At 52.4% G+C, this 14,307-nt stretch carries 8 protein-coding genes; 4 read left to right on the forward strand and 4 right to left on the reverse strand.

The window, feature by feature from the left end; genetic code table 11:
* Position 1 precedes the first annotated feature (1 nt).
* The 3 genes from OO017_RS08220 to dnaG form a co-directional block, all read right to left on the reverse strand.
* A complete protein-coding gene (locus tag OO017_RS08220; RefSeq protein WP_266051992.1) occupies positions 2–688 on the reverse strand; it encodes a hypothetical protein in 687 nt (228 codons plus the stop codon).
* A gap of 215 nt (positions 689–903) precedes the next feature.
* Complete coding sequence (locus OO017_RS08225; protein ID WP_266051993.1) at positions 904–2,151, reverse strand: bifunctional 3,4-dihydroxy-2-butanone-4-phosphate synthase/GTP cyclohydrolase II; 1,248 nt, start codon at positions 2,149–2,151, stop codon at positions 904–906.
* A gap of 940 nt (positions 2,152–3,091) precedes the next feature.
* Positions 3,092–5,017: a DNA primase gene (dnaG, locus tag OO017_RS08230; protein WP_266051994.1), complete on the reverse strand. Its 1,926-nt coding sequence runs from the start codon at positions 5,015–5,017 to the stop codon at positions 3,092–3,094.
* Positions 5,018–5,827: 810 nt separating this feature from the next.
* Between dnaG and OO017_RS08235 the strand changes: the two genes are divergently transcribed.
* Complete coding sequence (locus tag OO017_RS08235) at positions 5,828–9,691, forward strand: phosphodiester glycosidase family protein (RefSeq protein WP_266051995.1); 3,864 nt, start codon at positions 5,828–5,830, stop codon at positions 9,689–9,691.
* 744 nt (positions 9,692–10,435) lie between these two features.
* Here OO017_RS08235 and OO017_RS08240 read toward each other — a convergent pair.
* Positions 10,436–10,963, reverse strand: a complete 528-nt coding sequence (locus tag OO017_RS08240) for an O-acetyl-ADP-ribose deacetylase (RefSeq protein WP_266051996.1) — start codon at positions 10,961–10,963, stop codon at positions 10,436–10,438.
* Positions 10,964–11,107: 144 nt separating this feature from the next.
* On the opposite strand from OO017_RS08240, the gene OO017_RS08245 reads away from it, so the two are divergent.
* The 3 genes from OO017_RS08245 to fahA all read left to right on the forward strand — a co-directional run bounded on the left by OO017_RS08245 (position 11,108) and on the right by fahA (position 14,162).
* Complete coding sequence (locus OO017_RS08245) at positions 11,108–12,211, forward strand: Mrp/NBP35 family ATP-binding protein (RefSeq protein ID WP_266051997.1); 1,104 nt, start codon at positions 11,108–11,110, stop codon at positions 12,209–12,211.
* Positions 12,212–12,217: 6 nt separating this feature from the next.
* Positions 12,218–12,487 carry a NifU family protein gene (locus OO017_RS08250; RefSeq protein WP_266051998.1) on the forward strand — a complete coding sequence of 90 codons (270 nt, stop codon included), beginning with the start codon at positions 12,218–12,220 and terminating at the stop codon, positions 12,485–12,487.
* Between the two features lie 403 nt (positions 12,488–12,890).
* Positions 12,891–14,162: a fumarylacetoacetase gene (fahA, locus tag OO017_RS08255; protein ID WP_266051999.1), complete on the forward strand. Its 1,272-nt coding sequence runs from the start codon at positions 12,891–12,893 to the stop codon at positions 14,160–14,162.
* The last annotated feature ends 145 nt before the right edge of the window (positions 14,163–14,307 follow it).

Genomic DNA, 14,307 nt, shown 5'->3' on the forward strand with positions numbered 1-14,307 from the left:
CTTACTTCAGCGAGTTGTAGTAGTTGACAATGGCAATGAGTTGGTGCTGTTTTTCATAGCCTAGGTTCCGCTCCCTGGCAAACTTCTTCACCTCCTTCGATTTACTGCCGAACAGCTGGTGCAGGTCTTTGCGAACGTTTCGGAGCGTAATAATCTCGCCATCGGGCAACAAAATGTAGAACAGCCCTTTTATCTGATCCAGCCACTCGCTGCCTGGCACGTAGTAATTGGAGCCATGCATGGCGTTCTGCGCGTAAAGCGGGGAAGTGCTTGCCATGTCTTTCCGCACATAATCTTCCCGCATAATCAGGGTATAAGTGCCCTGGTTTAGCTGCTCGAAAAAGGTTGGCTTCTTAAAATCTGTGAAATCACGGCCAAGATCCCACTGCAACGACCTGAAGGTATAGGACCTGCCACTTGGCTGTTCCTGACCAATAAAATATTGTACATTTACAGGAGAAAAAGAACTCTTTGTTCCATCCCCGTTCAAGACGCTAATCACCTCCTGCGCACGGTAATATGTAATTGGCCCATAGATTGTATCTCCCGTAGCGAGTACAATTTTGCCAGATGGCCATTCCTGTATATCGACAGAGGGTCTGTATTGCCCCTGTACCACTTGGGGCGCCAGACAAATCAGTAACACGGCACAAAGCAGAAAAGTAGTTTTAACAATATCATTTTTCATAGTTTACAGCAGAATTTTTAATACAATCTCACACATCAAACAGCACCATTCTACACCACTACACACTCATTAACAGTAGGTTATATATTTTGTATGATTTTTAGTGAGAAAAGTTGCCTGATTGCCTAAGCATATCCGCATGGAAACTAAAAAAACCTGCACCGGTCGCGCTTAGCTTCCCGTGCAGGTTTTAAAAAGTATGTATAGCTACAATTTTACTTGTTAATCGTCATATTTTTGAGGATCATGTGCCCCAGCTTATCGCGCTTCGTGGTCAGGTACTTTTCGTTGTGCTCGTTTGGCACTACCTCTATCGGCACGCGCTCCACCACTTCCAATCCGTACCCCATCAGGCCGGTTCGCTTGCGTGGGTTGTTTGAGATCAGGCGCATTTTGGTAACGCCCAGGTCACGGAGGATCTGTGCTCCCACTCCATAATCGCGCTCATCCATACCGAAGCCCAGCTCCAGGTTTGCCTCCACGGTATCCAGCCCCTGCTCTTGCAGTTTATAGGCTTTCAGCTTGTTAAGTAGCCCAATACCACGGCCTTCCTGGTTCATGTATACAACCACGCCCTTACCTTCGCGCTCAATCATACGCATGGCCTCGTGCAGCTGAGGGCCACAGTCGCAACGGCAGGAGCCAAAAATATCACCGGTAACGCAGGAAGAGTGTACGCGCACGAGCACTGGCTCGCCTTCCTCCCAGGTACCTTTTACCAGAGCCAGGTGCTTGGCACCGTTGCTGCGCTGGGTAAAAGCATACAGGTCAAACACGCCATAGTCGGTAGGCATCTGCACCACAATCTCGCGGTCTATCAGGCTTTCCTCTTTCAGGCGGTAGGCGATCAGGTCTTTAATGGAGATCAGCTTCAGGTCGAAACGCTCCGCTACTTTTACCAGGTCCGGCAAGCGGGCCATGGTTCCGTCCTCATTCATGATCTCTACCAGCACACCAGCAGGCGCCAGGCCAGCCAGGCGGGCCAGGTCCACGGAGGCCTCAGTATGGCCAGCGCGACGCAGTACGCCTTCTTTCTTCGCTTTCAACGGGAAAATATGCCCCGGCTTGCCCAGCGAGTGCGGGTCGGTGGTGGGGTCTACCAGTGCGTAAATGGTTTTGGCACGATCGGAGGCGGAGATACCGGTGGTGCAGCCATGCCCGATCAGGTCTACCGACACAGTGAACGGCGTGGCATGCAAGGCTGTGTTGCGGCCCACCATCAGCTCCAGCCCCAGCTCATCGCAGCGCTCCTCGGTGAGCGGCGCGCAGATGAGGCCGCGCCCGTGGGTAGCCATAAAATTCACGATCTCCGGTGTGATCTTCTCGGCGGCGCACACAAAGTCTCCTTCGTTTTCGCGGTCGTCATCATCCACCACAATCACTACCTTGCCTTGGCGTATGTCTTCAATGGCAGCCTCAATGCTGTCCAGTGGCCTGATATCACCAGTTGTATTGGTTTCCATACTTTTCACATTATGCCCAACCGCTCGTGGCAGCAGGACTGTTGATTTTTGTAAAGCGGTACAAAATTATAAAGATTATACCGCAATTCTGCTATTTAAATGCATAACAGTTTTGGAGAGAGATTAGTTGAAGATTGGGGTAATTGATGTGGAGGGATTTGGTTTTCGGGTTATACTTAATAGCACCTGTTTATACTTTTATACCTATACTTTAGCTGCTGCTTGTACTTATACTTACACTTACACTACCCGCTGTTTCGGACATCCCCTGCCACCGATTTCCTAATCTATCTACTTATACTTACCAGTCTATACTTTTATAGCCCCTTCTGGCGCAAGTCTTCAGACTTGTGTCCTTTTATGATGTTGCGTTTGCAACTCAACTGGCTCGGAGAGCCATCCTTTTACTTTGGCTATACGATATACCTGTCCATTCATACTTTCCATAGCTGCTGCTTCCTGTAGCTTGACTCAAGCTATCCTATTTTGCTACTGTTCATCCTCAGTCTTACGAATCTACAGTTGTATCTCCTGCCTTGGCTCCCTCCAGCCCGGGAGGGCTCGTCTTCCCGCATCGCGCTGGGAGCTTTTCCTGCCCTCGTGCCTCGGGCTGCCTTCGCTCCCGCTCGGCACCGGAAAAACTCCAAAGGCGCTCAACGGAAAGACTGGGAATCATTTCGACAGCCAAGATTTCCGTAAAGTCCCCCTTCAAAGGGGACAGGGGGATGTAATCATCGGCTGAAAATTCCCCTCCTCGGAGGGGCAGGGGTGGGTTTACACTTTCGTAGGGACAGGTCGCGACCTGTCCGCGCTACACCAGGAGCCATAGAACTTATACTTTAGAAATAGCCAACCCAGATTCCACTCATTAGACTAAAACGAGAACGGAAGTTCGAAACCTGCAAGCTTCGCACTGGGGGATTAAGGGGGTAGCCCCAAACTAAAACACCACGATTCCGAGCAAATCTCCGATCTGCTTATGCAGCTTTTTCAGGTTCATCACGGCAACCAGGCGATTTATCTGCTCCTGCGGGTCGGTTACGATCTTCAGTTTCAGCGCCTCCTCGTCGATCATCAGTTTCAGGTACACGAACTTGAGGCGTAGCACGGCGCGCTCTGTGCCGTACGGCAGCAGGTCTGTTTCATGGGGAACAAAAATCTGGTGCGTAGCCCAGTTCGGGGACAAGTCGTAAGGGTCGGATAATAAATTGATGGCTTCCGTACGGATTTCCTCATCCGGATAATTAATAAAATCATCGGCCTCTGGCACCACGCCTTGGTTAAGCTTCTCAGTAACCAGTTCCACGAAACGTGCATACAGCGGCGACCGAAACTCTATATCCTCCAGCTGCTCCAGCATATACTGGCTGGTGGTCAGGCCATCGTCCAGCATACGGTTTGGGTAATTCAGCAGCATACGTACGATCTCGCGCTCGTACCGATGCAGCACATCGACATCGTTGGCAGGCTTCTCGGGCTCCTCCTCCGGCATGAGTGGCGCAAACGCATAATCAGGCTCAGGGCCGCCGCTCCGGGGCTGCTGCTGTTGCTGCCGCCCTTGCAGGTGCATCTTGTTATACTCCGATATGAGCACCTGCTCATCAATATCAAAGATAAGGCTACAGCTGCGGAAGAACACGGTGCGCTTGATGGCGTCCGGAATCTTGGAGATAGAGGCCACTACCTCTTTTATCGCCTCGGCCTTCTTAACCGGGTTGCCGGCAGCCTCCTTGGCAAAAAGGCTCGTTTTAAAGGAAATAAAGTCCTGCGAATGCTCCTTCAGATAGGTTTTAAAGGCAGTATCGCCTACTTTATGGATATAGGAATCCGGGTCCTCCCCTTCCGGAAAAGTTACCACGTTCACGTTCAGACCCAGCTCCAGGATCAGGTCGATGCCGCGCAGGGAGGCTTTTATACCTGCCGCGTCGCCGTCATAAAGTACGGTGATGTTCTCGGTGTAGCGCGAAATGAGCTTGATCTGGCCTTCAGTAAGCGACGTTCCTGATGAGGCCACCACGTTCTCGATACCGCCCTGGTGCAGCGAGAGCACATCCAGGTAGCCTTCCACCATGTAGCACATTTCCTGCATGCGCATGGCCTGCTTCGCCTGGAACAAACCATACAGCACATGGCTCTTGTGGTAAATGTCAGACTCCGGCGAATTTAGGTATTTCGGGCTTTTCTTGTCGTTGGACTTAAGCGTACGGGCTCCAAACCCAACCACGCGCCCCGACACGTTGTGGATCGGGAACATCACGCGGCCCCGGAAGCGGTCATACTTTTTACCGTCTTCCTTTGCAATCGTCAGGCCCGTCGCCTCCAGGTATTTCTGCTGGTAGCCGGCTTTCAGGGCGGTGTCCGTCAGGTCGGTCCACTCATCGAGGCTATAGCCCAGCTCAAATTTTTTAATGGTAGCGCCACTGAGGCCGCGCTGCTTTAAGTAGGATTGCCCGATACTCCCCTGCTCGTGCGCGTTAAGGCGCTGCTGGAAATGCTTGGCCGCAAAGTCTGATACAATGAAAAGGCTGTCGCGCTCGCTCTGCTCCCGGGCATACTCCGGGTCGTGCTGCTCCTCAGGTATCTCGATGCCATACTTTTTAGCCAGGTACTTTATAGCCTCCGGGAAGCTGGTACCCTCCACATCCATGATAAACTGCACCGAGTTACCCGCCTTGCCACAGCCAAAGCATTTGTAAATGCCCTTTGCTGGAGACACAGAAAAAGACGGGGACTTCTCGTGGTGGAACGGGCAGCAGGCCCACATGTTCTGCCCTTTCTTCTTCAGCGACACGAAATCACCCACCACCTCTGTGATATCGGCTTGGGCAATAATCTGGTCAACTATTTCTTTAGGGATGAGCGACATGGCAAAAAGTATTAGGGGAAAGCAAAGATAAGGGTTCTATCGGGTTTTTTGTAAGAATTTAGGCACTCTCTGGCGCCCCATAAGTTTTCGGGGTATCCTAGCAATGGTGTCTCTTATTGCTGGCCCTATTGCTGCCGCGAGTTTGCAACTCGTGCCTTTTAATGATGTCGAGTTTGTAACTCGACTGGCTTGCAAAGCCATATTTTATACTTGGGTTATACTTTCTTACTATTGCTGTTCCGGACATCCCTGTCCGGAACCTTTCTGCCGCGGACTTCCTAGTCCGCATACTTATACTTGCATAGCCGCTGCTTTCTGCCACTTGAAACAAGCTATCCTTCCTAGCTGCTGCTGATCCTCAGTCTTACTTACCTACCGTTTCATCTCTAGCTTTGGCTCCCTCCAGCCCGGGAGGGCTCGTCTTCCCGCATCGCGCTGGGAGCTTTTCTTTGCTCGCTGTCGCTTTGCAATCCCGCTCTCGCGGGACCGAAAAACTCCAAAGGCGCTCAACGGAAAGACTGGAATTAGTTCGATAGCTACAGTCATTGCTATAGAACAAGTATGATTCCCCTCCTCGGAGGAGTTATGGGTGGGTTAACACTTTCGCACAGACAGGTCGCGACCTGTCCGCACTGCACCAGCAGCAACGGAGCTGATACTTTCAAAACACAGCCACAGGCTCCACGCCTTAACCGAGCAGTAGACAGGGTTAGCCCGACCTCACTTTAAAGTATAAAATCAATGTTTAGCGTCTAAAGTATAGATAAAAGCTTATTTTTGACTTCATACTTAGATCTCCATCAGCACCCTATGAATAAACGCTTTACCCGACTTGCCACTGCTATACTTATACTTCTCGCTCCTGCTGCCCTATCGCAGAAACTAACCTGGGAGCCGCGGGAGGACCTGAACATCCTTCTTCCAGCCTCCATCAAAATATATGAAACCAACGGATCCTTAGCAGACGGTGCTCCGGTTCGCGCCATGTATGCCACCGTGGACCTCCGCGACGAGAACCTAAAACTGCGGGCCATCGGCGACCCTTCCAACCGCCAGACTACCCTGGAGCACGCCCGAGACTATAGTGCCATACTTGCCATCAACGGGGGGTACTTCGCCCCTACCAAATCGGTGAGCCTATACTTTTCGGATGGGGAGCTGGTGGAGCCGGGCATCAGCAAGTCGGCCGAGAATTACATTACCCGTGGTGCCTTTGGCATGGTCAACGGCAAACCGGATATCGCCTGGACCTCGAACCCTATCGGGAGCCTGATCTACAAGTATAGCCAGCCCAACCAGCCAGGGGAACCAGCACCTACTACAAAAGGTGGCGAACTCTGGCTCCCAAGCCAGGCGGTGGGCGGCGGCCCCATGTTGGTGAAACAAGGCAAGATAGTGGATGTGGGTGCCTGGGAGGGCTTTGGGGCAGGGCATCTGGCCCGAAACCCTCGAACTGCCATTGGCTACCCGGATGAGCATACCTTGCTGATGCTGGTGGTGGACGGACGGCAGGGCGCAAGTGCCGGCGTGACTATCCTGGAACTGGCCAATATAATGCAGCAACTTGGTTGCGAGGATGCGGTGAATCTTGATGGCGGCGGCTCCTCGGCCATGGTGGCGGTCAACATCCCGACAGATATACCAAACGGCAACCGCAACAGCCTGCGCAAAAACGCCAATGCCCTGGTACTGACGGAACAGGTGGAAAGCCCCAGGCGCGACATCATCTACATCGATACCGACAGTGAGCATTACACCGAGTATGGCCTCTGGCGAAACACCAACCATGCCAGTTACTACGGCTCCACCCGCTCCCGCCAGGCACTGTCAGAGAGCGGTCTCAATGGCGCAAAGTATGAATTTAAACCCCTAACTAAGGGCAAGTACCAACTGGCCACCTGGTGGACCGTGGATACCAGCAGCAATGCGCAACAGGTACCCTACGTGCTGCACCATGGCGGCAAAACCGATACGTTGCATGTCAATCAGAAGTCCTACGCCACTAGCGGCCGCTGGAACGTGCTGGGCAATTTTATATTTGGCCCCAATGATTACCTGGAGCTGCTGGGCCAGGGCAATGGGAAAAAAGTAATAGCCGATGCCGTGCGCCTGGTGGCCATCGAGAAGTACCCGGAGCTACCCCGCCGTGGCGATCTGCGCCTTGCCGTGATCAGCGACCTGAACTCCGGCCTCGGTGCCGCCACCTACGAGTGGCAGGTGGATAGCATCATGCAGCGCATCCCGCGCATCTGGCAACCTGATCTGGTAGTATGCGGGGGCGATATGGTGGCCGGACAGGGCATAGCGGAGGCGGAAACGCTGGAGAAAATGTGGCGCGGTTTCAAGGATCATATCGCAACCCCGCTGCGCAAAGCCAACATCCCTTTTGCCTTCACGCTCGGCAACCACGATGGCTCCCGGCATTTTACCATGGAGCGCGATGCCGCCGGCTCTTATTGGAGCAAACCTGAAAACCTGCCCAACCTGCAGTTCATCGATAAAAGCAACTTCCCATACTTCTATTCTTTCCTAAAGGATGGTGCCTTTTTTGTTTCCTGGGAAGCTTCATCTTCGGAGGTAACGGAGGAGAACCTTGCCTGGATGGCCGGGCAATTTGCCACACCCGAGGCACGGCAGGCAAAGTATAGGTTCGTGCTGGGCCACCTGCCGCTTTACAGCGTGGCGCAGGAGCGCGACTCCAAAGGCAACCTGCTCCATAACCCCGAAAAGCTTCGCCACCTGCTCGAAAAACATAATGTGCATACCTACATCAGCGGGCATCAGCATGCGTACTACCCAGGCAAGCGCGGCAAACTGGAGTTGTTGAACGCCGGCGCGGCTGGCACTGGCCCACGCTCCTGGCTCTCGCTGGATAAAACTCCAGTAAATACCATTACCCTGGTCGATATCTTCTACGAGCAGGACACAGTCATTTACACCACTTACGACATCGGCAAAGAAGCCGCCCAGAATATGGCCGTGTTCGACGAGAAGGTGCTGCCGCAGTTCATTGAAGGCGTAAACGGTTACCTCATCCGCCGCGATGTAAGTATAACCGGCAAAGCAACGGGCACTTTCTCCCCGCTGCATGCACTTTCATCTCAACCCTCTACCGGTACAGGCTCCGCAGAAGCAGTGGTTAGGGGTAAGAAAGTATACGTTAAAGGTGAGTTTAACCATCTGCAGGGAAAGGTGCTGAAAGTGCAAGACGCCATTACCTTGTACCGTGGCCGCCATACAGAGCAGGGAGAAAAGGTGTTGCCGTTGAAGGTAAAACGCCGAAACGGGCGCAAGGGCAGCTTCAAAGGAAGTATGGATTTGCCTGATGGATTTGAAGAACTGCTGTCGGTGGGCGCATTCTACATCAGCATAAAAACAGACCGATCCCCTGAAGGAGAGCTTCGGGCGCAGCTATACCCTACCGCTAACCTGGCACCCGCAGCCGTGGCCGTGAGCTCGCATAACATTCGTAACACCTATGCTGTTCGAGATACCGAAGCACTCTTTGGTCTAAGCTGGGAAAAAGCGATAGATCCGGACGGAGATTTTGTTTCCTACACCTACCAGTTGGCAACCGATGAGGATTTCAGGAACCTAGTCTGGCACAGGAGCACCGGCCGCGTAGCAAGCATAAAACTGCGTGAGCAGGATTGGTATGGATTGTTGCAGGACGCTGCTGAGGGAGAGGCAGTCACATTTTATCACCGCATCATCACCTCTGATGGCAAACATGCTACTTATGGCCCTGCTCAAGCTTTTAGGCTGATGAAGAGCAACGAGCCGCTGGAGGATTTTGTGGAAGTACCGGCTCCCAAGTATAAATTTAATGGCAAGATAGCAGAAGGCGCCGGCTACGGCGCCAAATGGGACAAGTACGGAAAACTGTGGCTGGCCAGCTACAACGGCACCCTGGAGATCCAAAAACCTGACGGCACAGACGCCCCTTTTTCCCCGCTGGAGAAAGTAAGTATAAACGGACAGGAGTATAACCTGAAAACCATTGGAGGCATGGGCGTGGATGCGGATGGCAATATCCTGATCGCGCGCAACAGGCACCTGCTCAAGATCGACGCCGCAACTGGCAAGGGCATAGCTGCCTGGGAGGTTCCTGACGGTGGACGCGCCATCACTTCGCCCCGCGTAAACGACAAAGGTGAGATCTATGCCATGTCGCTGTTTGGGGAGGACCTAAATTACGTGCTAAAGCAGAGCGAACAAAACCCGCATACGTTTGAGCTGATACGTACCATTGAGCTGCCGGAACGCATCCTTTCCCGCGAATTCGCCATGTCGCCAGATGGCCATACGTTATACTTCCCTAACTCCGGGAGCCCTTACATCCAAGTATACACCAGCAAAGATGGGATAAAGTATAAACAGCAGGAAAGTATAACCAGCACCTCCGCCGGCTGCAATGCCATCGAGGTCGGTCCCGGAAACACCCTCTGGACAGCAGTGCGGGCAAGCGGCGTGGTACCAGCCACTTTCCATTGTAGAGATGAAACCAGCAAAAAGATGTGGACCCTGGAACTGCCGGAGCTAAACGGCGCAGAAGCCCGCGGTTTGGGTATTTCCGCCAACGGCGATACCCTCATCTTCTGCAGTTGGGACAAAGGCGGGGGCTTTTACAAATATGTGCTCCAGAAGGAAGAAGGAGCTGCTGCAATTAAGTAGCAGTTCCCATCTCTTTTCCCAAGCTTCTACCACAACTGCCATCAAGTCGTTTCTTAATTGTCATCTCGATCTTCAGGGAGAGATCTGAATCAGGATTAACAGGATTATAGTATGGACAGGATTTTCCTGCAGACGGTTAACCCACCCCTAGAGCTACGCTCGCTAGCTCAAAACTCCCGTTTTGGCTAGTCCAGAGGAGGGGAATTTCAGCAGGCGATTATCCAACCACCTCTGCCCCTCCTTGTCCAAGGCGGGGAGCCTGTAATGACTGATGTTGAAGGGTAAGTTCCATAGTTGGGGATAGATGTCATCTGCAAAAGTATGAACCCACCCCTAGCCCCTCCGAGGAGGGGAATTTCACCTCTCCCCAGCCCTCTCCTTTTCTCGAGGGCCCCTACCCCCAAAACAGGAGAGGGAGTCCGGTTCAAGTAGTATAGCGATGGCTATCGAAAACTGATCCCAGTCTTTCCGTGGGGGTAGGGGCCCTCGTATAAAGAGCGCCTTTGGAGTTTTTCCGGTGATGAGCGATAGCGAGGCAGCCCGAGGTACGAGGGCAGGAAAAGGTCCCACCGCGATGCGGGAAGACGAGCCCTCCCGGGCTGGAGGGAGCCAAGGCAGGAGATACAACTGTAGATTCGTAAGACTGAGGATCAGCAGCAGCTAGGAAGGATAGCTTACTTCAAATTACAAAAAGCAGCGGCTAGGGAAGTATAAACCAAGAACCTGCACCAGCACAATCAACCACTAACCTTTCAACAACCCCTCATACAGCGTTAAATTTTCCTCATCAAAACAAACAAACACCACCCGCTTTATACTTGTTTCATGCTCCTGCATGTATGACTGCACCGCGTCCACGGCAACTTTAGCGGCTTTGTCTTTCGGGTAGCCATACACGCCGGTACTGATGTTAGGAAAGGCTATACTTTTCACGCCATTCTCTTCGGCTAGCCTGAGGCTATTGCGGTAGCAGTTTGCCAGCAGTTCCGGCTCCCCTTTGCCCCCGCCGCTCCAGACAGGGCCCACGGTATGGATCACATATCTGGCGGGCAGGTTGCCGCCTGTCGTGATCACAGCCTCCCCGGTGGGGCAGCCGCCCTGCCGCGCCCTGATTAGCTTGCACTCCTCTAAAATGGCTGGTCCGCCAGCGCGATGGATGGCTCCGTCTACGCCTCCACCACCTAGCAAACTGCTGTTGGCGGCATTCACCACAGCATCCACCTGTACTTTGGTTATATCGCCCTGCTGTACCTCAATTGTTGTTTTTCCCATGGATTATATTTGTTCTGATTAAATCTCTCAATACTTCCACACCCTAAAACTATTCCTCCGCCCCACTTGTTGCACTTATACGCTTTGCCTTTTCAGAAGGAATATTTTGTTTGTATCTTTGTAAGGCAATCGCAATTTAATACTATGGCTATCACAAAAGAAGATATATTAAAAGCCCTCAGCTATGTGGAGGAGCCGGATCTGGGAAAAGACCTGGTGACGCTCAACATGATTGAGGATGTGCAGGTGGATGGCAAGCACGTGAGCTTCACGGTTATTTTGACCACACCAGCCTGCCCGCTTAAAGACCTGATACGCAATGCCTGCGTTAATGCCATCCATGCGATGGTGGACAAAGAGGCGGACGTGACCGTGAACATGACCTCGCGTGTTACCTCCGGCCGCGGCGACACCTCCGAGGTGCTGACCGGCGTGAAGAACATCATTGCCGTTGCCTCTGGTAAAGGCGGAGTGGGCAAGTCTACCGTTACTTCTAACCTGGCCATTGCGCTGGCCGAGAGCGGTGCCCGCGTTGGTTTGATCGATGCCGATATTTCCGGCCCTTCCATCCCGACCATGTTTGGTGTTGAAAATGAGCGCCCTTACATGGTACAAGGCGACCACGGCAAGAACTACATTCAGCCGGTGGAGAAGTATGGCGTGAAGATGATGTCGATCGGGTTCCTGACGCCAGCCGACGGTGCCGTGGTTTGGAGAGGCCCGATGGCCAGCTCTGCACTGCGCCAGTTTATCTCTGACGTGGACTGGGGCGAGCTGGACTACCTGCTGCTGGACCTTCCTCCGGGAACTTCCGATATTCACCTGACCATGGTGCAGGCACTTCCGATCACAGGCGCCGTGATTGTAACCACACCCCAGAAAGTGGCTCTGGCTGATGCCGTGCGCGGTCTGCAGATGTTCCGCCAGCCTCAGATTAACGTGCCTGTATTGGGCATTGTGGAGAATATGGCGTACTTTACACCTGCAGAGCTTCCGGATAACAAATACTACATTTTCGGACAGGGAGGTGGTAAATCGCTTGCCGATAAGTATGAGGTAGCCCTTTTAGGCCAGGTACCGCTCGTGCAGGGCATCCGTGAGAGTGGCGACGAAGGGACTCCGGTAGTGTTGCAGAACGATTCTCCGGCCAGCGGTGTTTTCAAAGAGTTGGCCCAGGCTGTAGCCCAGCAGGTATCGGTACGTAACGCTACCTTGGCCAAAACAAAACCAGTAGAAATTAAAAGCTAAGAATACATGGCAGCCACAAACGTAGATCAGGATTTCATGCTCCGCATCGAGTCGGCGCTCGACCAGATCAGGCCTTACCTAGAGGCCGATGGCGGGAACGTAAAAGTGTTGGAGGTAACAGACGAAATGGTGCTGAAACTGGAACTGCTGGGTGCCTGCGGCTCCTGCCCCATGTCTACAATGACATTAAAAGCGGGTGTGGAGCAGTCGGTACTGCGCGCGGTGCCTGAAATTAAGGCCGTAGAAGCTGTAAACGTGACTCCTACAGAACTGTAAAGTATAACTGTAATATAAAAGTATACCGAAAAGGTGTGGCTGCTGCTGTAGCTACACCTTTTTTGTTTGCCGGTGTAGAGACTTAATATGTTGCCTCCATACTTTATACTTGTGTCTTTTCTAGGAAAGCCCATTATTTAGAAGAATTGTTTCCTTGAGGGTAGGGTCATTCTATTCTTTCTTTTTTGTTATCCTGAAAGGATCTTGTGGGCTTGTAGCAAAAGCTTATCTTTCTTCTACCAAGATCCTTTCAGGATGACAAAAGACCTTTTTAGAGTTTAACGGCTATCCCTCTCAAAGCTGGTCAGGTAAGTATAAAATCAACGAATTCAGCTTAATCATTCTGAATCAGCAACCGAAAAAGCTATATTTGTACTATAGCTAACCAGAACTAACTCATACTATGATAAGAGCCAACGACCCATCGCTGCATTCCTGGATCGAGATAGACGCCAACAGTGATTTCCCTATTCAGAACCTGCCCTTCGGTATTTTCCGCACTCAAGACCGCGACCCGCGCGTGGGTGTAGCGATCGGCGAGTACATCCTGGACCTCTGCGAGCTGGGCCGCCGCGACTTCTTCGAGCTTATCGACATAGACCCAAACGTTTTCCACCGTCCATACCTCAACGACTTTATCGCGCTGGGCAAACCGATCTGGCGGGCCGTACGGAACCGGATATCTGAATTGCTCCGCAACGACAATGAGGAGATCAGCGGAAACAGCAACCTAATTCGCGCAGTACTGGTTAAGCAAAGCGATGCCGAGATGCTGCTGCCGGTAAAAGTGGGCAACTACACCGACTTCTACTCCAGCATTGAGCACGCCACCAACGTCGGCACTATGTTCCGCGACCCTAAAAACGCGCTACTGCCTAACTGGAAGCACATCCCCATCGGTTACCACGGCCGCGCCTCTTCTATCATCGTATCCGGCACTGACATTCATCGCCCGAAAGGCCAGACCAAAGCGCCGGATGCCGATGCGCCTACCTTCGGCCCAACCAAACTGCTCGACTTTGAACTGGAAGTAGCCTTCATCACAGGCAAAGAAACAAAGCTGGGACAAAGTATAACTCCTAACGAAGCAGATGACTACATCTTCGGACTGGTACTCTTCAACGACTGGTCTGCACGCGACATGCAGACCTGGGAGTATGTACCGCTCGGACCATTCCTTGCGAAAAGCTTTGCCTCATCCATCTCTCCCTGGGTGGTTACATTAGATGCGCTGGAGCCGTTCAAGGTAAAAGGCCCGGTTCAGGACCCGAAGCCGCTGCCTTACCTGGAGTTTGCCGGTAACCACAATTACGACATAAACCTGGAAGTACTGCTGCAGCCTGAAGGCAGCGAAGAGAACAGCATCTGCCACTCCAATTACAAGTATATGTACTGGAACATGAACCAGCAACTGGCGCACCAGAGCAGCAACGGCTGTAACCTGCAGGTTGGCGACATGTATGCCTCCGGCACCATCAGCGGATCAGAGAAAGACTCCTATGGCTCTATGCTGGAACTGACCTGGCGCGGCACCAATCCGATTAAGCTCACCGACGGCTCCGAGCGCAAGTTCATTAACGACGGTGACACCGTGATCATGCGTGGTTTTAGCGAGCGCAATGGCATCCGTATTGGTTTTGGGGAAGTGAAGGCTAAGGTGCTGCCGGCGGTGTAGTTTGTTGTTGCATTATGTTTGACGTGCCGGGGACCATTTTTATGATCCGCAGCTACCCACAGCCGCAGGTGGTAATTTCCTTTCTTTGGTACTGTTAGCGTATACTGCAGCCACTCCCCTTCCTCAAAACTACTTACATAGTAGC

The sequence above is a fragment of the Pontibacter anaerobius genome, from assembly GCF_026241195.1.
Classification (GTDB): domain Bacteria; phylum Bacteroidota; class Bacteroidia; order Cytophagales; family Hymenobacteraceae; genus Pontibacter; species Pontibacter anaerobius.